The organism is Chryseobacterium sp. WG23 (assembly GCF_024586575.1).
Classification (GTDB): Bacteria; Bacteroidota; Bacteroidia; order Flavobacteriales; family Weeksellaceae; genus Chryseobacterium.
Window position 1 is genome coordinate 136,186 of sequence record NZ_JALCZE010000014.1, and the last position, 24,071, is coordinate 160,256.

Annotated in this window: 23 protein-coding genes; 5 read left to right on the forward strand and 18 right to left on the reverse strand. The window is 31.2% G+C overall.

All coding sequences use genetic code 11. The annotated features are described in order from the left end of the window. Positions 1 to 39: 39 nt before the first annotated feature. Positions 40 to 1,266, reverse strand: a complete 1,227-nt coding sequence (locus MP477_RS20030) for an HD domain-containing protein (protein WP_257191821.1) — start codon at positions 1,264 to 1,266, stop codon at positions 40 to 42. A 355-nt stretch (positions 1,267 to 1,621) separates the two neighbouring features. Here MP477_RS20030 and MP477_RS22875 point away from each other — a divergent pair, with 355 nt between their 5' ends. The 4 genes from MP477_RS22875 to MP477_RS20050 all read left to right on the forward strand — a co-directional run bounded on the left by MP477_RS22875 (position 1,622) and on the right by MP477_RS20050 (position 5,964). Further along, positions 1,622 to 3,133, forward strand: coding sequence for a S41 family peptidase (locus MP477_RS22875; RefSeq protein WP_257191790.1), 1,512 nt, complete (start codon positions 1,622 to 1,624; stop codon positions 3,131 to 3,133). A 132-nt stretch (positions 3,134 to 3,265) separates the two neighbouring features. Continuing rightward, a complete protein-coding gene (locus MP477_RS20040) occupies positions 3,266 to 4,810 on the forward strand; it encodes a bifunctional response regulator/alkaline phosphatase family protein (RefSeq protein ID WP_230040375.1) in 1,545 nt (514 codons plus the stop codon). A 99-nt stretch (positions 4,811 to 4,909) separates the two neighbouring features. After that, complete coding sequence (locus MP477_RS20045; protein WP_230040377.1) at positions 4,910 to 5,200, forward strand: YciI family protein; 291 nt, start codon at positions 4,910 to 4,912, stop codon at positions 5,198 to 5,200. Further along, positions 5,200 to 5,964 (forward strand): exodeoxyribonuclease III, encoded by a 765-nt coding sequence (locus tag MP477_RS20050; protein ID WP_230040379.1) that lies wholly within the window; start codon positions 5,200 to 5,202, stop codon positions 5,962 to 5,964. The genes MP477_RS20045 and MP477_RS20050 overlap by 1 nt, the downstream gene beginning before the upstream one ends. A 67-nt stretch (positions 5,965 to 6,031) precedes the next feature. Here the strand turns inward: MP477_RS20050 and MP477_RS20055 are convergent, their stop codons facing one another. The 10 genes from MP477_RS20055 to MP477_RS20100 all read right to left on the reverse strand — a co-directional run bounded on the left by MP477_RS20055 (position 6,032) and on the right by MP477_RS20100 (position 15,323). Further along, positions 6,032 to 6,403, reverse strand: a complete 372-nt coding sequence (locus MP477_RS20055; protein ID WP_230040381.1) for a septal ring lytic transglycosylase RlpA family protein — start codon at positions 6,401 to 6,403, stop codon at positions 6,032 to 6,034. Positions 6,404 to 7,343: 940 nt separating this feature from the next. Further along, positions 7,344 to 8,054, reverse strand: coding sequence for a hypothetical protein (locus MP477_RS20060; protein ID WP_257191791.1), 711 nt, complete (start codon positions 8,052 to 8,054; stop codon positions 7,344 to 7,346). 33 nt (positions 8,055 to 8,087) lie between these two features. Beyond that, on the reverse strand, positions 8,088 to 8,762 hold the full coding sequence (locus MP477_RS20065) for a hypothetical protein (protein ID WP_257191792.1): 675 nt from the start codon (positions 8,760 to 8,762) through the stop codon (positions 8,088 to 8,090). A gap of 384 nt (positions 8,763 to 9,146) precedes the next feature. Next, positions 9,147 to 10,448 carry a 30S ribosomal protein S12 methylthiotransferase RimO gene (gene rimO, locus MP477_RS20070; protein ID WP_257191793.1) on the reverse strand — a complete coding sequence of 434 codons (1,302 nt, stop codon included), beginning with the start codon at positions 10,446 to 10,448 and terminating at the stop codon, positions 9,147 to 9,149. Positions 10,449 to 10,543: 95 nt separating this feature from the next. Then, positions 10,544 to 11,089, reverse strand: a complete 546-nt coding sequence (gene rfbC, locus MP477_RS20075; protein ID WP_257191794.1) for a dTDP-4-dehydrorhamnose 3,5-epimerase — start codon at positions 11,087 to 11,089, stop codon at positions 10,544 to 10,546. Positions 11,090 to 11,107: 18 nt separating this feature from the next. Then, positions 11,108 to 12,073, reverse strand: coding sequence for a glycosyltransferase family 4 protein (locus MP477_RS20080; protein ID WP_257191795.1), 966 nt, complete (start codon positions 12,071 to 12,073; stop codon positions 11,108 to 11,110). After that, positions 12,070 to 12,966, reverse strand: coding sequence for an NAD-dependent epimerase/dehydratase family protein (locus tag MP477_RS20085; RefSeq protein ID WP_257191796.1), 897 nt, complete (start codon positions 12,964 to 12,966; stop codon positions 12,070 to 12,072). Before MP477_RS20085 ends, MP477_RS20080 begins: the two co-directional genes overlap by 4 nt. Continuing rightward, positions 12,963 to 13,775 (reverse strand): glycosyltransferase, encoded by an 813-nt coding sequence (locus MP477_RS20090; RefSeq protein ID WP_257191797.1) that lies wholly within the window; start codon positions 13,773 to 13,775, stop codon positions 12,963 to 12,965. The genes MP477_RS20085 and MP477_RS20090 overlap by 4 nt, the downstream gene beginning before the upstream one ends. A gap of 1 nt (position 13,776) precedes the next feature. Continuing rightward, entirely contained in the window at positions 13,777 to 14,601 is an 825-nt protein-coding gene (locus tag MP477_RS20095; protein ID WP_257191798.1) for a 2OG-Fe(II) oxygenase, read from the reverse strand. 5 nt (positions 14,602 to 14,606) lie between these two features. Then, positions 14,607 to 15,323: a glycosyltransferase family 2 protein gene (locus tag MP477_RS20100; RefSeq protein WP_257191799.1), complete on the reverse strand. Its 717-nt coding sequence runs from the start codon at positions 15,321 to 15,323 to the stop codon at positions 14,607 to 14,609. 60 nt (positions 15,324 to 15,383) lie between these two features. On the opposite strand from MP477_RS20100, the gene MP477_RS20105 reads away from it, so the two are divergent. Next, positions 15,384 to 16,832, forward strand: coding sequence for a glycosyl hydrolase family 28-related protein (locus MP477_RS20105; protein ID WP_257191801.1), 1,449 nt, complete (start codon positions 15,384 to 15,386; stop codon positions 16,830 to 16,832). On the opposite strand, the gene MP477_RS20110 is transcribed toward MP477_RS20105, so the two are convergent. The 7 genes from MP477_RS20110 to MP477_RS20140 all read right to left on the reverse strand — a co-directional run bounded on the left by MP477_RS20110 (position 16,825) and on the right by MP477_RS20140 (position 24,062). Continuing rightward, entirely contained in the window at positions 16,825 to 17,667 is an 843-nt protein-coding gene (locus MP477_RS20110) for a glycosyltransferase (protein ID WP_257191802.1), read from the reverse strand. The two genes, MP477_RS20105 and MP477_RS20110, sit on opposite strands and share 8 nt — an antisense overlap. Continuing rightward, positions 17,655 to 18,716 (reverse strand): EpsG family protein, encoded by a 1,062-nt coding sequence (locus tag MP477_RS20115; RefSeq protein ID WP_257191803.1) that lies wholly within the window; start codon positions 18,714 to 18,716, stop codon positions 17,655 to 17,657. The genes MP477_RS20110 and MP477_RS20115 overlap by 13 nt, the downstream gene beginning before the upstream one ends. A 307-nt stretch (positions 18,717 to 19,023) precedes the next feature. Continuing rightward, positions 19,024 to 20,085 (reverse strand): glycosyltransferase family 4 protein, encoded by a 1,062-nt coding sequence (locus tag MP477_RS20120; RefSeq protein WP_257191804.1) that lies wholly within the window; start codon positions 20,083 to 20,085, stop codon positions 19,024 to 19,026. After that, a complete protein-coding gene (locus tag MP477_RS20125) occupies positions 20,082 to 21,362 on the reverse strand; it encodes an O-antigen translocase (protein WP_257191805.1) in 1,281 nt (426 codons plus the stop codon). Before MP477_RS20125 ends, MP477_RS20120 begins: the two co-directional genes overlap by 4 nt. Then, positions 21,362 to 22,462: a DegT/DnrJ/EryC1/StrS aminotransferase family protein gene (locus tag MP477_RS20130; RefSeq protein ID WP_257191807.1), complete on the reverse strand. Its 1,101-nt coding sequence runs from the start codon at positions 22,460 to 22,462 to the stop codon at positions 21,362 to 21,364. The genes MP477_RS20125 and MP477_RS20130 overlap by 1 nt, the downstream gene beginning before the upstream one ends. Further along, the gene (locus MP477_RS20135; RefSeq protein ID WP_257191808.1) at positions 22,459 to 23,394 is read right to left on the reverse strand and encodes a hypothetical protein; all 936 of its coding nucleotides are present in this window, start codon (positions 23,392 to 23,394) and stop codon (positions 22,459 to 22,461) included. Before MP477_RS20135 ends, MP477_RS20130 begins: the two co-directional genes overlap by 4 nt. Then, positions 23,391 to 24,062, reverse strand: a complete 672-nt coding sequence (locus MP477_RS20140) for an SDR family NAD(P)-dependent oxidoreductase (RefSeq protein WP_257191809.1) — start codon at positions 24,060 to 24,062, stop codon at positions 23,391 to 23,393. The genes MP477_RS20135 and MP477_RS20140 overlap by 4 nt, the downstream gene beginning before the upstream one ends. Positions 24,063 to 24,071: the final 9 nt, after the last annotated feature.

Below are 24,071 nucleotides of genomic sequence, written 5' to 3' on the forward strand. Positions count from 1 at the left end.
AAACATTTTTTGGTTTCAGATCTCAAATTTTAATATTCTTTAAGAATCTAAACTGGAAATATCCCGGGGAAACATCAGTATATGTCTTGTTGTCTTATTCACCATTAACCCTGATAAAAGCTGGTCTTCAGCTTCATGAAGCCTTGTTTTTTTACCATTTTTATGCAACAAATAAATTGGCTGTTTTTCTGTATGATAGGGAAGAAGTTTTCTTTTGATTTCATGCACCAATTCTTTACCGTTATCAATTCCGAAAAATTCATTGGTATTTTTTATTTTTTCTTCAATGATTTTTTCATCAAAAGCCTGTGTTGAAATGATTGTCTTCGGAAGGTTTCTCTGAATCACACATTTACACCAATATGACAATATAAAATCATCAGAATTCTGCCACTCTTTCATCGCCTGGATGACGTCATTATCATCAAGCTGTGTAAATCTTTCTATATCTTCATCTGAAGCTGAGCTTTTTTCGCGGTATAAAAAGTATTTCAGATTTTCCGTTGCAGGAAGTTCCTTCCCTTGAGAAATCAGATATTTTGCACGTTCCAGAATTTTTACCAAAAGAAATTCGGCTAAGGCAGAGGTTTTATGATAGTATACCTGCCAGTACATAAACATCCGGGCAGTCAGAAAGTTTTCAATGGAATAAATTCCTTTGGCATCTATGACTAATTCTCCTTCTTCACAAACATTCATCATAGAAATAATCCTCTGGGTATTAATATTTCCCTCTGATACTCCTGTAAAAAAGCTATCTCTTTTCAGATAATCCAGCCGGTCAACATCCAGCTGAGAAGAAATCAGCTGATTAAAAAATTTTCTGTGGTACTTCCCCTGAAACATTTCAATAGCCATTGAAAGCTGTCCATCAAATTCGTCATTAAGCTCGTTCATCAGCAGCAATGAAAGATTTTCATGATGCCAGTCGTCCATCAGCATACTTTCCAATGCATGAGAAAAGGGACCATGACCAATATCATGCATCAAAATCGCCAGCATTGCCCCCTTTTCTTCTTCTTCAGAAATTTTAATACCTTTCTGTTTTAATGTTTCCAATGCCGTAAACATCAGGTGCATTGCCCCCAAAGCATGATGAAACCTTGTATGGGTTGCTCCCGGAAAAATAAGATTCAAAAGACCTGTTTGCCCAATTCTCCTCAATCTTTGAAAATAAGGATGTTCAATGATATCAAATAAAATTTCGTGTGGTATTTTGATAAATCCGTGAACGGGATCGTTGATGATTTTAAGCTTATTCTGCATTGAAACTTCAATATTAGTAAACAAAGTTAGGAATTTTAAATTTTAGGACTCATTAATTTACTATTAAGATCTCATCTACCCATTAATGCCGCCTACTTTTACTATTAATTTCACACCGGAAAATTTTTAAGTTCCTCAGATTTTCAAAGACCTGTTTATTTTAAAAAAATCTTTTGTAACTGTAATATTAAAGATCTATCTTTGAATGAAAACACAATAACCTTTAATGAGGAAACTCTCACTTTTCTTTTTTATTTTTTTAAGTTTACACTTTTCCGCCCGGGTTTTATCAGAAAACCAAAAACTGGAATCACTATGCCGAGTCTGGGGATTTTTAAAATACTACCATCCCAATGTGGCAAAAGGAAAATTGGATTGGGATCAGCAACTTCTTCTTAAGATCAATGAACTTGAAAAGATTCATGATAAAGAAGAACTCAACCTTTTATATTCTAACTGGATTGAAAGTCTTGGAAAAATAGATGAATGTAAATCATGTTTAAAAGAAAGTGACAAGATTTATTTTCTGAATAATTTTGACCTGAAATGGATAGACAATTCTAATATATTCAATGAAAAAACAGCCCAAAAACTTCATAATATAGAAAATAATCGGAATACAGGTAACAACCATTATTTTGGAAAAGGAGGAAGAAAAGTATATTTCAGAAATGAAAATTCTTATGGTTCAAAATTTACTTCCAAAGAAATTGGATTATTGGAACTTTTCAGATACTGGAATTATGTGGAATATTTTTTTCCTTATAAATATGAAACAGATCAAAGCTGGAGTGATGTTTTATCTGAAATGATTCCAACATTCCTTCATGTAAATAATGATGAAAATTATCACCTGGCCTTAGCCGAACTGGTAACAAAAACAGATGACTCACATGCATTTTTGTTTTCAACTTTAATTAGTCTTCATCAGTTCGGGAATAGAAAAATACCTGTAGAGTATTCATATGCAGAGGGCAAGCTGGTGATTACCAAAGTAAATACTACCCGATTCCATGAAGAAACACCTTTACATGTGGGAGATGTGATTTATGATATTAATGGTAAAACCATTCCTCAAATGGTCAATGATCTTGGAAAATTTATTCCCGCTTCCAATTCCTGGGGAAAAATAAAAAAAGTAAAAAACCTCTTCCTTTTCAGCAATAAAGATTCAATTTCTGTAAAGATTGAAAGAAACGGGCAAAATTTACCGATTACAGCAAAAACATATTTTGTAAAAGATCTCGTCTATGAAACAGCTGCAGTTCCCCAAAAATGGGCATTCATAGATAATAAAAAAAGTATTGGTTACGTTAATATGGGAATTATTGAAAGGGAAGATCTGGATGAGATGTACAAAAACCTGGAATCTGCCGGATCTATTATTTTTGATCTTAGAAATTATCCCAGGCAGACCATTATACCCTTAAGCCACCTTTTACTTCCAAAACCGGCTGTTTATTATCAATTTAATTTTCCCGAAACCAATTATCCGGGCAAGTTTTACAGTAGAAAAAACAGTATCGGAAGAAAAAATAAGAATTATTATAAAGGCAATGTAGTTGTTTTGGTGAACGAAGATACTCAAAGCCAGGCAGAAACAACTACCATGATGTTTAAGCAGCATCCAAACGCTAAAGTAATAGGGAGCAATACTTCCGGAGCTAACGGAGATATTATCAGATTTAAGATTGCTGACCTCGACACCTGTTTTACCGGGCTTGGCGCATATTATCCTGATGGCAGAGAAACACAAAGAATCGGTATCATTCCCGATATTATAGTAAAACCCACCGCAGAGGGCATAAAAAAGGGAATTGATGAGGTATTACAGAGGGCATTGCGCTATATAGAAACCAAAGAATAAATGAAATGAAAACAGACAATTTTGACCATCGTTTTCATTTAACTAATATTTAACTTTTAATCTGCTCATTTTGTGAGATTTTAAACGGAATTGGTCAACATTTTGATAGAATAATCATGTAAAAAATAAATTATGTCAGAAAAGATATTATGGATAGATGATGAAATAGATTTACTTAAACCTCATATCGTATTTTTAGAAAAAAAGGGCTACCAGGTAACCCCCGTTAATAATGTGAACGAGGCATTGGAGCTTATGGATTCAGAGAAATTTGCATTAACATTAATTGATGAAAATATGCCCGGTATTTCCGGACTGGAAGCTATTCCTATGATCAAGGAAAAAGACAATTCCCTGAAAATAGTTATGGTAACTAAAAGTGAAGAAGAACACATCATGGAAGAAGCTATCGGATCTCAGATTGCCGATTACATCTTAAAACCTGTGAATCCTAACCAGATTTTGCTTTCATTAAAGAAAAATCTTCAGGAGGACAATCTTGTGGAGCAGAAAACAATTCTGCAGTATCAGCAGGAGTTCAGAAACCTTTCTATGGAACTTTCCTATCTGAGAACGTATCAGGAATGGGCAGAATATTATAAGAAGATTCTTAGCTGGGAGATTAAATTTGATAAAGTAGCAGATAATGAATTTGCTGATCTTCTGCAGTCGCAGAAAGAAGAGGCTAATATTCAGTTTGCAAAATTTATTGAAAAAAATTATGAAGACTGGCTTGTTGACTCAGATAAACCTCTGATGAGCCATACCCTTTTCAAAGAAAAAGTAAAACCGGAAGTAGAAAAAGAAAAAGTACTTCTTTTGATGGTTGACAACCTTCGTTATGACCAATGGAAAGTGGTAGAACCGTTATTCACAAAATACTACAATAAAATTTCTGAAGATTATTATTACAGTATTCTACCTACCGCAACACAGTATGCAAGAAATTCTTTTTTTGCAGGTCTTATGCCGTCAGAAATTGAAAAACGTTTCCCGGACAAGTGGTTCAATGACAATGAGGAAGGTAATAAGAATGAGTTTGAGCGTGATTTCCTTGAAGATCAGATGAAAAGAATCGGGCTTGGTTCTAAGTCTATGAAATATCTTAAAGTATTGAATGCTGATTTTGAAAGAAAAATCTATGATGACTTCAATCAGCATAAAAACAATGACCTTTTAGTTATTGTTTATAACTTTATTGATATTCTTTCTCATGCTAAAACAGACAACCATATTGTAGACCAGCTTATCCGTGATGATAAGACTTTCCGTTCTCTTACTTTCAACTGGTTTGAAAACTCTTCACTACTGAAGATCATTAAGGCAGCAGCAGAAAGCGGATATAAACTGGTTATTACCACCGATCACGGAACGGTATATGTAAAAAAACCAAGCAAGGTTGTTGGCGACAGGGAAACCTCCACCAATATCCGTTATAAAACAGGAAAGAGCTTAACGTATGACAGCAGTGATGTATGGGCAATTACTAATCCTGAAAAGCTTTTCTTACCGAAAGGAAACCTGAGTTCAAAGTATATTTTTGCTAAAAACAATATATTCCTTGCTTATCCTAAAAATTACAATCATTTTGTAAATTACTATAAAGAGACTTACCAGCATGGAGGAATTTCACTTGAAGAGTGTATTATTCCAATCAGTGTTCTAGAACCTAAGTAGTATTTTCATTTTTGAATATAAAGCGGAAAAAATCAATTGATTTTTTCCGCTTCTTTTTTTATAGTCTGAAAGAGTTTATATCTTCGTAAAAAATACAGCATGTTTATTATTTCGCTTACCTACAAAATGCCTCTTGAAAATGTAGAACGTTATATTCCTGAACATAATCTCTTTCTTCAAAAGTATTATGACTCCGGAGTATTTATCACTTCAGGAAGAAAGGAGCCAAGAACCGGAGGTATCATTATTGCCGATATCTCCTCTAAACATGAAGCGGAAAAGACCATCAGCGAAGATCCTTTTTATATTCATCAGATAGCAGATTATGAGATCATCGAGTTTATTCCTTCAAAATACAATGAAAACTTTAAATTCTTTATAAAAGACTAATGAGATTAATTACATACAACGTCAATGGAATCAGGGCCGCATTCACGAAAGATTTTTTAGGCTGGCTGAAGGTCGCTGATCCCGATATTATCTGTATCCAGGAAAGTAAAGCCGGAAATGATCAGATAGATATCGAAAGCCTTGAAAAATCAGGATATCACAGTTACTGGCATTCAGCAGTAAGAAAAGGCTATAGTGGGGTTGGTATAGCTTCAAAAATAAAGCCTAACCATGTAGAGTATGGTTGTGGTATTGAAAGCTATGATAACGAAGGCAGAATCATCCGCGCAGATTTTGACGGGTTTTCAGCTATTTCAGTATATGTTCCTTCGGCTTCCAATATTGAAAGATTAGATTTTAAGATGCAGTTCTGTCACGACTTTTTAGAATACATCAAAAATCTTAAAAAAGAAATTCCCAATCTTATTATATCGGGTGATTTCAATATTTGCCATGAAGCTATCGATATACATGATCCGATCCGCTTAAAAAATGTTTCAGGGTTTCTTCCTATGGAAAGAGAATGGATGACCAATTTCATCAATGAATGTGAACTGATTGACAGTTTCAGGTTTTTCAACGGTGATCCTGACAATTATACCTGGTGGAGCTACCGACAGAATTCCCGGGCAAATAATAAAGGCTGGAGATTAGATTATAACTTTACTTCATATAGTTTAAAAGACAAGCTTAATAGAGCTGTAATTTTAAAAGAGGCGGTACATTCTGATCATTGTCCAGCTTTATTGGAATTAGATATCTGATAAGTTCGAATATGATCATACAAAAAGCCAGCTTAAACAGCTGGCTTTTTTAATTTAAATCATAAATTTAATCGACAATTTCATATTCAACCGGAATGGTACCATGACTGATATTTCCGATCTCATCGAACGCAGCTTTAGACATATCTAAAGATCTTGATGAATGGTAAGGCCCTCTGTCATTAATTCTCACTATTACCTCTTTACCATTTTTAAGGTTCGTTACCTTAACGTTTGTTCCAAATGGAAGCGTTCTGTTTGCTGCAGTAAACTTTGAGTTATCAAAGATTTCACCGCTAGCGGTTTTTCTACCGTTAAATTTATCGTGGTAGTACGATGCATAACTTGTTTTTTTCGCATCTAAGGCATTACTCGTAAACGAATAAACACCTAAGGTTGAAATCATCATTATGATTACGAGAATGAATCTTTTCATCATGTTGAACTTTTATTGGTTTTGACTGGGCAAATGTATCAGGAATCTTTTAAAGTCCACAGTCGAAATGTTAAAATATGTTAATGAAAACAAAAACCTATGTTAAACAACCTTGTAAGCTCCTATGGATAGGCATTTTAGGACACACTGTTAAAAAGTGTTAAAAAAATAGTCTAAAAGTTAATATAATTAACTAATCCATGCGTAATCACAAAAAAGGATAAAGTTAAAATATTGAAAATCAACACATTGAAAAATAGCCAATATTCAGTTTACTTTTAAAATTTGTTGTAAGGAAACAAAAGTTTTAAGATTAAAGAGAAAAGAAAAAATTTGTAATAAAGGCTGTTTCCTCTTATAAGGCTCCTCCTTTCAAAGTCATTTTAACAACAAAAATAAACCTCAAAAAATTTTAAACCCATTATTCATTCTTATATATCAATACTTAAACCCGTTTAAACTAATTAAAAATTTAGTCGCAAAAGCTGAATGAAAACTTATAAACACTTTAGTTTTATTTTAAGTTTAAAGTGTTTAAAAATAAAAGTACACTTAATCAAAAAAAAAATGATTTTTTAAAACTTACATGAGCTTATTTTCACAGTTTTATTAAAGAAACTTGTGACTCTTGACTATTGAATCTTCGATTTGCGGTTAAAATAAAAAGTATAAACAGGTTCCTTCTTAAACTCTTTATATTCAAAAATAATATTACTATCAAAAGTTAGGAAGAATACCCTGTTATTTTATATTTTTCTTCTCAAACTCTGGTCAATTTAAAATATGCGTATTTAATCAGCTGAATTTTCCTAGTCTCAGGCTTTAATCCTAAAGATAGTCTTTTAAGATGTTTATAACCTGTCTGCGCAATTCATTTACCACTGCTATAATTAAAAAAACCAATGAGAAGACTCATTGGTTTTATATGTAATTAAATTAATTTTTAGTTTTTCAAATACTCTAATACATACTCATATGTATCAGCCGGATAAACTACAGACATACTAGGAGATCCTGTAATAGCATTTCCAGCAGAAGTAGCTACCGTATAAGAATATAAACTTCTGTCATATACCGTATTTGTTCCAGCTTTATAGATCGTGATTCCATACATAGCGGTCATCCCTGCAGGAGCAGGAATATTTACTGCTGTAGAAGTACCTAATGTAGTAAATGCACCTTTAACAGCATATACCTGCTTGTTATTTACTGAAGTATTAGTTATAGTTTCTGTTGTAAGGATATTCACTTTACCTGCATTAGCATTAGATCCTCCTAATGGCAACCATTTACCCGGAGCAACATCTGTAGACTGACCTGGGTTAGAGAAATAGTAAAAACCAGGAGTTACAGCAGTTACTACTCCGTTACCAGTAACAGTATTACCGGTAGCCGTATTGTAAACTACCATACCATCATAAGCTGAAGGGAAGTTGATACCATCTAAACTAGCTGTTTTAAAAGTAAACTGTGTTAAATCTGTTGACGGGAATAATAATCCTTTTCCATCATTAACAGTTGAGTTATTATTTGTAGAACCATCTAAGAAGATGTTCTCATTTGGGAATTGGTTAATGATAGACCCGTTGGATAAAACCTGTGCACTTGCATATGTACCTGCTGTCACAAAAAGTGCTAATATTATTTTTTTCATTTGCTTAAAGTTAAAAGTTACAATTAAATTCTATTATCTACCTGAAAGTATACCCCATACCTTTACACCAGCCTGGTCAACTGTAATGAAACAGAAAGATCCGGCAGAAGTAATTGTAGATGGGAAACCACCGATAGGTCTAGTAGGTCCGGCTACAGCAGTAGTATCCCAACCTATATTTCCAGGTCCGTTAGCAGATACACATCTTACTGAATTTAAAGGAAGCGTTGTCGCATCCGGTAACTTTAATACACTAGTACCTCCTAATGCAGTTGCAACTACTGAATAATCATCAGCTGCCCATACAATAGCAGTATTTGCATTATGAATTCTACCTTTCTGAATTTGGAAGTTTGGAGTAGAAGTGCCTCCTCCTACAGGTTTCCATGTAGAAGATACAGAATCATAATAATAGAATCCAACGGCAGTCACATTTGCTGTTTTAGTGGTAGTTGTACCATCTACAGCAGTAATATAAGTAAGCGCACCGTTCTGATCAGCAGTATAAGCATTATTTTTAGCTGCCAGCTGATCTTCAGTTAAACGAGGGACCAATAAAGCATCAGGTCTTGCAATGTCAGTAGTATTGGCTACTACATCTAATGTTGCGGCGGGTGTGGTTGTGTTAATCCCCACGCGCCCTTGCTGAGCCTTGGAAAGTGCCGAAAGGCAAACAAGCATAGTTGCTGTGAATAAAAATTTTTTCATAAGTTTTTAAAGATTTTAATTACATTATTTTCATCAGTATTTTTAAAAGGAATACGAATCCCAACTTGTGATTCTTCCTAGTTAATATAGACAAAGATAGTACATTATAGTCAATTTAAACAATATTTCAAACAAATACTTATTAAGAGTATATATTTAAAAATATTGCTTATGGCGCAAATTTAAGACATAATTTTTTAATTTGTATACTTTATAAAATAAAATTAAAAAATCTTAATATCGCAAAAGTGCAAACCATTGAAAACCAACAATATAAAAATTAACAGAAACAGAATATTTATGTTAATTTTCATTAATATATTTTTATTTCAGGTCTGAAAGTCAAATTCAATACTGCTGATAATCAAGACTAAATAAAAATGATTACACCAATTCTCCGTATAGGTCAAATTCTTCAGCTGAGGTAATCTTCACTTCTGCAAATTCTCCTATAGAAATATAGGTTTCTTCAGCTGAAACCAAAACTGTGTTATCTACATCTGGAGAGTCATATTCTGTTCTTCCGATAAAGTAACTTCCTTCTTTACGGTCAAAGACACATGTAAAGGTTTTACCTATTTTTTCCTGATTTTTTTCCCATGAAATTTGTGACTGCAATTCCATGATTTCTTCTACCCTTGCCTCTTTTATTTCCTGTGGAATATCATCTTCCAATACATGGGCCGTTGTATTTTCTTCATGTGAATAGGTAAAGCATCCTAATCTATCAAATTTTTGTTCTCTTACCCAGTCTTTAAGTTCCTGGAACCTCTCTTGGGTTTCGCCTGGATATCCTACAATTAAAGTCGTTCTAATAGCCATATCCGGAACTTTCTCTCTGAATTTTGCTAAAAGCGCATCTGTTTTTTCATGGGTAGTTCCTCTCTTCATAGATTTCAAAAGATCTGAATTGATATGCTGAAGGGGAATATCGATATAATTACATACTTTCGGTTCTTCACGGATGATATCCAGAACATCTTCAGGAAATCCACTTGGGAAAGCATAGTGAAGACGAATCCATTCTATTCCCTCTACTTTTACCAATTCTTTTAAAAGATCTCCAAGTGCACGTCTTTTGTACAGATCTAATCCATAATAGGTAAGATCCTGAGCAATAAGAATCAATTCTTTTGTTCCTTTTTTGGCCAGTTTCTGAGCTTCAGTAACTAATTTTTCGATAGGGGTAGAAATATGCCCGCCTCTCATCAAGGGAATGGCACAGAATGAACAAGGTCTGTCACAGCCTTCTGAAATTTTAAGGTAAGCATAATGTTTAGGAGTGGTTGTCAACCTTTCTCCAACCAATTCGTGTTTATAATCTGCTCCAAGATGCTTTAAGAGAATAGGAAGGTCTCTTGTTCCAAAATATTGGTCTACATCTGGAATTTCTCTTATCAAATCCGGCTTGTACCTTTCAGAAAGGCACCCTGTAACGAATACTTTTTCCACTTCTCCTCTGTTTTTAGCTTCTACATAATCAAGGATCGTATTGATAGATTCTTCTTTGGCATTATCTATGAATCCACAGGTGTTAATGACTACAATATCACCGCGGTCTTCATGAACCACCTCTTTGCCATTCGCTTTCAACTGGCTCATTAAAACTTCAGAATCATATACATTCTTGGAGCATCCAAGAGTAACTACATTGATTTTCTTCTTCCCTACAGATTTTGTGCGCATCTTTTTGATTTTGAGTGTGCAAAGATACAAAATATTGAAGAGTAAAAAATTAAAAAATAAAAACCACTTTAGAAAAGTGGTTTTCAATATCTTATTTAAAAGTTTCCCTCAGCAAATGTAGGCAGGATTCTATCTTTATCTGAAAGTTGAACTACATCCAACGGTAACTTCCAGTCTATATTCAATTCAGAATCATTCCAGATAACGCTTCCTTCTGATTCTTTATTATAAAAGTTATCGCATTTATATGAAAAAACAGCAGTTTCACTTAATACAGAGAAACCATGTCCAAATCCTCTTGGTACATAAAGTTGCAATTTATTTTCAGGAGTAAGCTCAACACCATACCACTGGCCAAAAGTAGGAGACTCTCTACGAAGGTCTACAGCGACATCAAAAACTCTTCCTTCAAGGCAAGATACCAACTTTGCCTGTGCATGTTCTCCTTTTTGAAGATGCAATCCTCTCAACACACCATAAGAAGACTTCGAAATATTGTCCTGTACAAAATGACCATTCATTCCCGTCAACTCTTCAAATCTTTTCTCGTTATACTTTTCAAAAAAGTAACCTCTCTCATCTTCGAAAATAGTAGGTTCTATTACGTAGCAATCTTTTAAGGGAGTTTCTTTTATTTTCATATTTAGGTTTTAATTTTCTTATAAACTGTATTTCTTTTTTAAGCTCAATTTTAATCCCAGATATATACCACCTGCAGGAATAAAAACAATTAATACAATAGCCCAAATTGGCAAGTGCGAATGTATTAAAAATATATTTATGAATAATTGTACTAGAGCGTAAACACTGCTGATAACTAAGTGAGATACTTTTTCCTCATTGGCGAAAAGCTGATATAAATGCCTTCTATGGGCCTCGAAAATATTTTCTTTTAATACTATTCTTTCAATAATGGTAAGTACTACTTCCATTCCGTAGATGGCCAAAAGTAAGATGTATTTATATTCACCTGTTCTCATGATCAGCAATGTAATAAGCCCAATTACCCAAAAGCCGATTCCCATACTTCCCACATCACCGGCAAAACATTTTGCTTTTTTTCTGAAATTAAAAAACAAAAAGACAAGACATGCCAATATGGGATAATAAATAAAATCATGATCTGTAAACTGAATAATCTCCCTGTTGATATATGCCAGAGATCCCAGGGTAACCAGACTGTAAATCCCTGTCATCCCATTAATACCATCCATAAAGTTATAGGCATTGAGTGTCCCTATGATCACAACAAATAATATAGGCCAGACCCAGAAAGGCATTAAGGCAAAGGCTCCGGTAAAATATAACAGCAAAATAACTGAAATAAGATGAACAGACAGCCTTATTTTATTAGATAATGTTCTAACATCATCAATAAAACTTATTGTACATATGGCAAGCAGACCCAGTCCAAAAGACCAATACTCCTCTATTACCAAGCTGGGATTAAACAACCCAAAAATAATAAATGCAACAGGAAAGATAATTCCTCCGCCTCTTAAGGTAATCTGTGTATGGGCGCTTCTGTGGTTGGGTTTGTCAATAATATTATATTTATCGGCTATTTTAAAATACAACAGCATTACAATAAATAAGGCAATTATTATAATTATATATTCCATCATGTGTTTTTAAAGCTTTTTATTGTTTTAAAAAGGCCTTCTTCTGCGGATACAGGAAGTTTTTTTATATGTAAAGCATTTTTAATTTTTTCATTTGAAACCTGATAACTTTCCGTTAGCTTTTTCAATCTTTCAGAATTTAAAGGTAATTTTAAAGCATCACCTAATTTTGCTGCTGAAGAAATCATTCCGGAAGGCAGCTTCCACAGCTTGCTTTTTCTACCTGAAGCCTTTCCTATAATTTCTATCAAATCATTTGTAGAAATACTTTCATCGTCAGCAAAATTATAAATTCCGGAGGGAATATCTTTATTTTTAAGAATTTCGTGTATTAAAAAGTTTAAATTGTCAATACTCAAAAATGAACGTTTATTGTCAAAAGCAGCTAACGGCCACGGAACACCCTTTTCTACAACTTTATACAAGAGATTCAGATTTCCTTTATTTCCAGGACCATGGATCATGCATGGACGGATAATAAAAAACCTCTTTCCTTCGGGAAGGTTTTTTGATAATAAATATTCTTCAGCCAAAAGCTTAGATTTTCCATAAGGTGTCTTAGGGTCGGATACATGTCCTTCATCCAAAATTCCATCAACGGTATCTGCTGTTGCTTTTACACTGCTGAAATAAATAAAATCTCTGATATCCGAATCCAAGAATTCATCAAAAAGTTTCTTGGTAAGTTCTGTATTTATTTTAAAGTACTCTTCGTCAGCCGAGGTATTTGCTGTGTCGTGGGCTTTTCCTGCAAGATGAATTATTGCATTAGCATCTCTTTTTAGTCTCCATTCTTTTCGTAATGAAAGATTTTGAAGGTTATAATCATTATCTTTTAAAAATTTTGAAAGGTTTTCTCCGACAAAACCTGAAATTCCTGTAATTATGACTATCACTTAAATTGTTTTAAAGTTTTATCATTAATCTTTCTTCTTTCTTTATCGAAAAACCACCCCCATTTATTAAAATAATAAATACAAGATTTAACGAAAATTTTAAAGAGGTGCTTATTTTTGTTTGCTCCAGATTCATAGCCATGATAAACTGCAGTTAATGGATAATAAATTGTTTTAAATTTTGTATGAACTCTTCTGGAAAGATCCCAATCTTCAAAATACATAAAAAAAACATCATCATACATACCTACGTCCTCTATTGCTTCAATATTCAAAAGAGTGAAACATCCTGATAAAATTGGAGCTTCGTAAATCGTGTTTTTATCTACTTGTCGTAATTCATATTTATTTATAAAAGGTTCATAAATAAAATTAGGTTTTCTCAGTTTACGCAAAAGAACACTGAATGGTGAGGGTAGTAATTTAGGTAAATTTTGAACAGTTCCATCAAGGTTAAGAATTTGAGGCATCATCATTCCAATATCTGAATGATTTTTAACAAAATCAACCATTTTTGTAACAGCGTCTTCTTCAAAATAGACATCAGGGTTAACTATAAAATGATATTTAATATTATCATTTATAGATTTTGTAATAGCAATATTGTGAGAGGCTCCAAATCCTGGATTTAAAGGATTATGAATATAATCAACAAAATCAAATTCTTTAAAGAAAATTTTTAAAGAATCTGATTTTGAATTATCTATGATTATTACTCTAAAATCAGTTTTAATTTTTATAAATGAATCAAAAAGTTTAGAAAGATCATTAATATTTGTGTTAAAAGTAACTACGGAAATATATAGCATACTATTCGTCTTCTCCTTTCTTTTTATAAATATGATCTGTTTTCACAATTCTTTTTCCTGTCACACTACGAACTGTCTGCCTTAATAAAGCATCTGCTCTTAAAATAACATTTTTTACAGGCTCATCTGGTCTGCCATAGAATGATGTGACATGAAAATATTCTTCTTTTTCAGCAGGTTTTTTGGAAAAATAATAATTAGAAACACAGCATCTTTTGCGATCTACAATCACCTTGCTAACAGAGTGTATAGAAGTTTTATTTGTAATCATCAAAGCTAAACGATTAAATTTAGAATGAAGTACTCTTTGTTTACTATCCATTCCATTGTCCCACAATTCTAAGTTCCCACCATTTTCAATATCCCAGTCCGGTGTTACATAATATAATAAATTTAGAACTCTATAATTTTCACGATCATTGTCATGTGAATTATCCAAATGAGGATTTAAGAAGTTACCTTTAGCCATTAAGCTAATTCCTCCTGCATATAAATTAGAATCAGGTGTCATTTCTTTCAATCCTGTAATTTCTTCAACAATGTCAATTACTCTTTGATCTTGGAATGCAAAAACAATTTCTTCTAATAATGGATTATACAAATCCATCTGTGCTGCAATTCTTTTATTTTCTCGTAAAGACTTATATGCAGTCATTTCCTCAGGTGTTGGAAATGCTTCGTAAATTTCTTTGGCAACATTCTCAGGTAACAAATTATCTATTATACAAGAATTTATTCTGTCGGGTAAATTAAATTCTTTTTTGTAATCTTCCTTCTTTTCCTGCAGTTTTTTTAAAATTAAATCTGCATATTCATTTCTTTTCATAACATTTATTTTAAAATGGTTTTTACAAAATTAAACAAAAAATCTACTCTCCATCTAATAATTTTTGAGAGTTTACTTTTTTTTCTAGAAGTAACATTGTTATCATGTCTTCTATAAGAAATTAAGGCTTCAGGTACATATTTTACTTTTCCATAATATATATGCATCATTCCTATCCACCAGTCATGCATTGGTATTTTGTTGGGAAATGGGAGTAACTTATCTATAATTCTATTTTTAAAAGCTATAGTACAACCTAAAAATTCAGGCTTTACATAGTGGTGTAACAAAGATCTCTCAGGCACATGTCCTTTAAAAAAATTAGTACCTGTTGGATGTCCATCTTGGTCTATGTATTCTGCATTGCTGGAAACTAAAGTTATTGTCTCATCAGAACTAAACATTGACATAATCTTCCGGACCTTGTTTTCTTTCCAAATATCATCCTGATCAGAAAGAAAAATAATATCACCTGAAGCATTACAAATAGCATTTTCAAAATTTTTTATTGGCCCTTTTCCATTACTATTTTCATAAATTTTTATCCGTGTATCTTTTAGAGATTTAATGATCTCAATTGTTCTATCTGTAGAATGATCGTCTGAAATAATTACTTCATCATTTTCTGACAGCTGAAGTAAAATGGACTCTAATTGTTCTTTAATATATTTTTCTCCATTGTAAGAAGCAAGGCATACGGATATTTTTTTTTCATCAGTCATGTAATCAATTCTATTTATAATGCAAAAATACTTGTATTTTTGCAAAGTTAAAACTATATTATGGATATTTCTAAAATATTAATTATACTTATTACCAGTGTTTTTTATCAAAATTATAGTGCTCAAAATCTAATACAAATTAACATAACACAATACGGGGCTAATGGCTTTGATGCACAAGAAGATACAAATGCCTTTCAAAAAGCAGTTGATTATTTAGCCAGCAAAAATGGAGGGACATTAATTGTGCCAACTGGAAATTATTATATTAAACATTTAACCTTCTTTGGTAAAAAATATAGCAATATTACTATAAAAGGAGACAATGTAACTATACACCAGATCGTACCACAATTACGTAAAACTGTTCATAATGGTTTATTTAAAACATTTTCTGAACGTTATGCTGCTGATGGCTGCTTTGTTTTTGACGCACAAGTATCAAATCAAAAAGATGATAGTAAAAGTATAAAAAACATTAGAATAAGTGGCTTTACCTTTAAGTCCGAAGTGAAGAAAAATGGTTTTGATGAATTATTACATCAGGTTTCTGCTCATGGTGTTAGTAATTTCAAAATAGAAAATTGCTCTTTTATTGGCTTTTATGGAGATGGCATTGCTATAAATGCTGGTACTGACTTAAATATTTACTCTTATGCATATAATAAAAATGTAACAATATCGAATTGTAATTTTGATGGAGTAAATAAAGACAATCGACAAGGAGTCTCTATTTATTATTGTGATGGTTTTTTAATTGAAAAATGTCAATTCAAAAATATTACTAGAAAAGATATGCCAGGTGCTATAGATATAGAACCAGATCGCGACTTTTTAGTTTCCAGAAATGGGGTTATCAGGAATTGCTCTTTTGATAATATCGGCGGGATTGCTGCAGTAAATATTATTCTTCTATCTTCTATTCAAGCAAACCAATTTTCAAATAAGAATTACATAGTAGAAAATTGTACATTTAATAATGTTAATTCTGCATTAGGTGTAATAGGGAATTCCAGTTTTGAAAACTTTAATTCATCTGAATACTATATAATTTTAAAAAATTCTAAAATCACCAATTCATTATCTTCTGTGGATCTTCGGAAAGCTTATGGTGTACTTATTGAAAATGTTCATTTTATTAATATTTTCAATACAATTAACAATGTAGTAACGGAGGGCGGTGCAAATACAATCACCTTTAAAGATTGTTTATTTGATGGCTATAAAAATGGAAATGGATTAGGATTTTACGGAATTACAAGAAATATTAATTTCCTTGGTAATACATTTAAAAACTTTTCAATACACGGAGTAACAATTAACGATATAAATGGCGTTGGTGAATTTAGTAATAATAAATTTTTATCAACTCAGTACAAAGGAGGGTTACCCTTGGTTACTCAAACTTATACTTCCAAAAATCAAATTTCAAAAATGAAATTCAGAAACAATATTAGCCAGCAGAACTTTCTTACTCTGGATATTAGTTATTTTTATAAACCTAAATAAATCTAATTTTAAAAAATTCCAGAGATTTATATCGATAAGTAAGTTTCAGTAGTCTGGGTAAATCTACATAACTGAAAATTTGAAAATTATTTTTTCCTTTATAAAACGTCTTCAAATCCTTCACAAAAAGCTTATATCTTAAAAGCGCCTGTTCTTTTGTATGATTAATTGCTGAAAAGTCCTGATCTAGTTTACAGCGAATTATACCTAATGAATTTATTTTTAATTCCTTTAGTTTATGAATAAAATCATGATCACAGAAATCTAAAAAAAGATCTGGGTTGTAGCCCCCAACTTTAAGAAAAAAATCTAAGTTAATCATTAATCCTGAATTAATACAACTGATTTTCTTTAGTTCAATAATATTTTTATCAGGAACAGACATTGGATAAGATCTAAAATTACAATAATAAGATGGAGACATAAGTTTATTATTTGTAAAAACCAATGGGCAATGTACCTGAATTGAAGCATCTATATTTAAATAATTTTCATAAAAACAGATAGGCAATGTTGTATCCTGGTCCAATAAAACTATCCATTTTTTATTCATTTCTTTTGCTTTTTGTGCAAAGAAATTATATGCATAAGGTAAACCTCTGTTTTTATTCTCTGTAAAATAATGGACTTTAATAAAATCATCAAATGAAACAACTTCGATAGTCTTTTGATTTTCAACCCTTGGTGTATTATCAAAAATTAATATTGTTGCAGGGATATAAGTTGGAGAAATCATTCTAATACTCTTAACTAAAGAAATATAAGTTTTACTAGTTTGTATGTCTTCATTATATAAAACAATCCCAAAAATAATATCTTGTTCTAAAATAGCCATGATGTGTATTCCTTTAAAAAATCTGCAATAAAAATATTATAGTAAAAAAATATAAAAGATGTCCCCATTACCAGCAAGTATCCCCAAATTCTAAGCTTTGACATAAAGCATAAAATAATTAAAGGATATAATATAACTTGTATGATTGAAAGTAATTCAAAAGTTCTTAATGAAAAAGTAAGACCTGTAGTGCTGAATAAAAAGAATAATATTAAGGATAAAAAGTGAATTTTTAAAAGTAAATCAAAACCTACAACAGAAATTTTATTTCTTTGCCAATAAAAAATTATCAGATAAAATAATGAAATTATAATCTTAAAGTTAAATAAGTTAAGCTTCTTTTCTTCATATTCTTGTATTTTCATATAAGCATCTGCCTTATCTGAAATAACATTCAGATGAAGGATTTCAATAAAATTAAGATTTAGGATAGGTACTAACATCGCAAGACACAATCCTAAAATCAACCATTTATACTTAACATTGAATTTATGTAAAAGCCAAGTCATTACAAAAACGATTGAAGAATAATGAAATAAAAACGCGCATCCAAGCTTTACAAAAAATATCTTATTTCTGTTTTCTTCAATATCTTTTATAGACCAAAGAAAAATACCTGTAGCAACTCCAGCCCTTATCGTGGTCATCTCCTGCATGAAATATAGATTAGCAGTATATAGTATAATACTCAAAAAGAAAAAGGGAGTAAGTCTATTAATTGCAATTAATTTAATACCAACACCTAAAAAAGCAAAGGTTAAAAAGGTATAATTAATGATTTCGACTTTAGATTGAATAAATAATTTTAAAAAATTAGGAATAATATACATACACCATTCCATTGGAGAATCCCTAGTAGCAAAATCTTTAATACTTGATTCTATGTATTGAATATTATACTCATATAATCCATAATCATTATCAATATCAAGTCTAGTCCCCGCAAAAAAAGACAATATAACAAATAATAAGAATAACTTCACCTTTTTGGGAATAGGGCCAACACTAATTAAGGCTACAAAAAAAAACAAATAACTATATGCTAACATAAATACTCAATCTATTTTACTAATTTAATAATCTTTACTTATTTAAGTTTAAAACTATAAAGTATATTTCTTTAAAATTCCCTTCTTTATCATTTTACATTTGTGATTTATTTATCTAAATATTATTAAGGTTAGTAAATCTTATTACACATTAATAAGCATATCTCATACATATACAATTAGTAAAAATTTCTTATTTATTTCAGTATCGCGTTATATAAAACATTATTTCACAATAAATTATTAAACTTTATAAAACCAATTATTTTAATGACTAAAATTGATCACTAATTAAAGATTTTATTATCTAAGAAAAGTAGTTTATCATTTTTTGAGAAATAATTTTCCAATCAAACTGTTTAATACTATTAGATGCAATTTCATTTCTTAATTCAACAGCTTCCGGTTCATTAATAGCTGCTATTACTGCTTTTTCCAATGATATGCTATCTTTAATAGGAACAATAATAGAGTTATCATCATTTGACGGATAATAGCCGGTTGTAATCACCGGAACTTTACATGCCATAGATTCAATAATAGGATAATGTATTGCTTCCAATTGAATAGTTCCTGCACAAATATAAAAATTCAGAGAATTATAATATTGAGCAAGCTCCTTATCACCATCAGGAAAAAGTATTTTTATTCCCTCTATTTCCTCTAAATGCTTCTCTCCGAAACCAATATGAAGTTCTATTTTATCACCTAATTTCTTACGTAAAATCTTAAAAGCTTCAATTATATATATCGTTCCTTTATATTCTTCCAACCTCCCTATAGTTCCTAAAACTATTTTATTAGAGTCCTTATTTATTGGTAACGGTTTAAAAATATCAAGGTCTAAACCAGGAAATATTACCTTATCTGTTTTTATTTCATTGTAACTCTTATACATTGAAGCATTGACAATAATTTCCAGACCTAGCTTATAAGATTTTTTACTTATTCTTTTAAAAATAAAATCTTTGATTGTTTTGTGATAATAAAAATCAGGTTCATAAGCTTGTACATAGTAAAATTTTCTTGCGTTGATAGAAGATTTTTTTACAGGTTGAGCTGTAAAGCAATGATTAGCTAATACAATATCTGCCTCTAACCGATTGAGTGCTTTTTTCAATGCATTCCTAAGTTGAAACACACCCAAAAAAGCTTTAGGATGGTTATTATCTTTTTGCTCTAGTACATCTCCTTTATTATCATAATATAGTATTTCTGCCTCTGTTGGAAAATATGGATCCGTAGCATTAATATATGATAAAAAGACGACTTTATGTCCATCTTTGATCCAATAATTAGCAAGTTGAGATAATACACGGAAACCTCCCGACTTACCAAAGGATCCAACAATTGGAATTATTATTTTCATGTTGTTTTATAAAATTTATATCTAAATATAAAAATCATTGTTAAAAAGTAAACGAAATAATTAATACAATATGACTGTGTAGCTCCGATTAATCCATTTATATTAATTAAATAATAAGACAATCCCACTAATAAAACAGAGAATATAATTTCTGTAGAAATAAACAGCTTAGTCATAGATTTAGCAACCATTATAAAAGCTAATAACCAACTTGATACCTTAAAAAAATCACCCAATAATTGCCAAAAGAACAGATCTTTCATGGGATAAAATTCTTTTGTAAAAAGTATATTAATGACGAAATCTTTTAATAGATAGATCAATAATAATGTTACAAATATTAAGGGTGTTATTATTTTATAGGTCTTAAACACCTCCTTTTTAAGAGTTTCATTATCATTAATTTCAGAAAGTTTAGGTAAATAATATACACTAAAAGATGTTGTAATAAACATCAAATACATAGCAGATATTTTATTAATACCTTCCCAAAAACCAGCTTCTACAATAGAATATTCTTTAATAATATATCCCCTAATTAGCAATTGTGAAACAGGAACTGTCAGTGCAGTAACAAATGCCATTAGTGTGTATGAAAAATATTTTTTTACAATATTCTTATCCCAGGATGTCCATAATTCTTTCGAAAACCACTTTTTATTCCTAAGATAAAATAAAGTAATTATTAAAATAAATCCTTGATATGTTACTAATGCAATTAATGCACCTGTCAGATTATATAACCAAACTAATATGATTGTAAATAAAAGACTAATAATATTTGTGAAAATATTGATGGTTACAAACTTTTTAAATTCTTTAAAACCATTAAGAACTGACAGAAAAAAATTATTGAGAGATAATAGGATCAAACTCAGTCCAAATAATATAAAAAGATAATAATATTTCTCTTCAAATAAAATCCACCGGCTCAAATATGTGGCAAGAAAAATTAAAAATAATCCTGTGATCCCAGAAAAATATATAGTTAATTTAAAACCATTACTAAGATATTTTTTTAATCTTGTTTCATCATTCTTATATTCTGACACGTATTTTACAACACCATTATTAATTCCCCCAGCACCAATTGTAGTAAATATAGCCGTAAAATTTTGCAGTTGTCCAACAAGAGCAACCCCAGCAGGTCCAATAATATTGGCAACTACTTTTATTGTAATGTAACTTGTAATTAATTTAATGAGTGTAGAAAGTCCTGTGTAAGAAAAGACTTTTACTAAATCACTGGAAAGTACCTTTTTTGCTTTTGAAATCATTAAAAGTTATTAAGTATATGTATTACCTTGGTAACTTCATCTTCACTCATTACTGGACTAATTGGTAAGCTTAAAACTTCGTTGTGAATTTTTTCACTAATCGGAAATGATAGATCATTCAACTCTTTATAAGCCTTTTGTTTATGTGGCGGAATTGGATAATGAATAATAGTTTGTATTCCATTTTCTGTAAGATAAGCCTGCAGTTCATTTCTTTTCTCTGTTCTGATTACAAAAACATGCCATACATGTTCCTTCTCATCTACAGGATATTCCGGAAGTATAATACCAGAGGTTTCAATTCCATCAATTAATCTTTTGGCAATATGCCTTCTTACTTCGTTTTCATGATCAATATATTTCAGCTTCACATCCAGTACAGCAGCCTGAATCTCATCAAGTCTCGAATTTAATCCCTGATATATATTAACATATTTCTGATTAGAACCATAGTTTGCTAAAGCTCTTATTGCCTTTGCCAAATCATCATCATTGGTTGTTACAGCTCCGGCATCTCCCAAAGCTCCAAGATTTTTACCCGGATAAAAACTAAAACCTGCAGCATCCCCAAGATTTCCAGCTTTTATGCCCTTCCATTCTGCGCCAATAGCTTGAGCGTTATCTTCAATAATTTTAAGATTATGCTTTTCCCCTATTTTCTTAAGCTCTTCAGAAAACACAACTCTTCCCTGAAGGTGTACAATAAGGATTCCTTTCGACTTAGGGGTAATTTTTTCTTCGATTTTAGAAATATCGATATTATAAGTATTGATCTCCGGCTCCACTAAGACAGGAACCAGCCCATTATCTGAGATGGCAAGAATAGAAGCAATATAAGTGTTAGAAGGAACTATAATTTCATCTCCCTTCTGCATGATACCCAATTCAATATATCCTCGAAGAATAAGACGCAATGCATCTAAACCATTGGCTACCCCAATCGCATGCTTTGATCCTATATATTGAGTTAATTTTTCTTCAAAGTTTTTCAATTCTTCACCTAATAGATACCATCCTGAACGGAAAGTCTTTAAAATTCTATCTTCTATCTCCTGTTGATAAACCATGTTTATTTTTTGTAAATCTAAAAACTTTATCATCTCAGTTTGTATGTTAAAATATGTGAAACTTTACCCAATTTACATCCTAATTTTTCATAAGAGTGAATTACGGCTTTATTTGTTGAAGCAGGATGCATAAGGGCAAATTCGGCTCCTTGTTCTCTTAAATGATATGCCATTTCGGAAATAAGTTTAACATACCATCCTTGGTTTGTTTTGGATGATACTGCACTTAATACCATTTTAGATACTTTAAGGTCAATATTATCCCACCAGCTTTGATAATATTTAGCTGTTAAAAATGAATCTGCCGGCACTCCTTCTTCATTTGGAACCATCACATAATCTGCAAATCCTTTTACTGATTCTTCTGCAAATACACCCAGAAAACTGTCTGCAATTACAGGATCCAAGCAAACATCAGCATGAAATCTATCAAATGGATTAACCATTTCAGAGGAAACTTTCTTTAAATTTATAATATCAGATTCCTGAGCTTCTCTTACAGCGTATCTGTTGTTTGTAAATTTATTAAGATCCAGATAATATGTCATCCTCGTTTCTACCAGCCTAAACATGCTTTCATTTAATGCCTGAATAACAAAAATATCTTCAGAAGGAATTTCAATAAAAATGTAATTACTCTTAACAACATTTTCTTTAAAGGCTGAAATTGCTTTTAGAAGGTTTGCATAGTTAGTTTCTCCGAAAAGTATATAGGTAAGTTTAAGGGTGGGTATTTTAAAAAATTCACTATCCCATTCTAAGAATTCATAAAAGAAATTATATGTGTGATCCTCTATATCAACGCTATAAATCTCACTTCCTCCGTCTGTTTTTGAAAGAATATCATTTTTAACAAAATATTCAAATGATTTTTCAGAGTTCTTTCTAAAAAAGCTTGTTGGTGCATAATGCAAGAGTTCATTTTTTCTAAGCTCTATTTGGTTTTTAATTAATTTGTTACTCATATTAATGCTCCATTTAGATCAATTGATGAACCATTGATATATTCACAATTAATTAAGTAATCCACTGTTCTAAAAATATCAATCGGCTCACATAGCTTTTTAGCAGGAATCTGTTTAACCAAGTTTTCAAGAAATTCTTGTGGTACCTGACTTATCATTCCCAATTCACTATATCCCAGGTTAATATTATTAATCGTTATATTCAGTCCTGCATTTTCCTGAGCTAATGACTTAGACATTCCCCAAAGTGCAGATTTAGATGCTGCATATGCACTAATTCCAGGTGTACCTTTAGTGGCAACAACAGAGGAAAAATTGATAATTCTACCAAATTTTTGAGAACGCATTATTGGTAATACTGCTCTTATGCAATTGAAAGTTCCAACTAGATTCACATCAATAACCTTCTTCCATGCATCAGGATCCGATTTATGAGCAAAGGCATTATATGTAATTCCTGCGCAATTGATAAGGGTAATATTTTCTAATGATTCTACATTGCTATCAATCCAATTTGAAACTGATTGATAGTCTGTAACATCCACTTTAGAAAGTTCATCTGAAGAAGAAGTATTGTTATAAGTACCTAAAACTTTGAAATCTAAAGATTTGTATTTCTCATACAGAAAATTACCAATCCCTTTTGAGGCTCCAATTATTATAATCATATTGTGTTG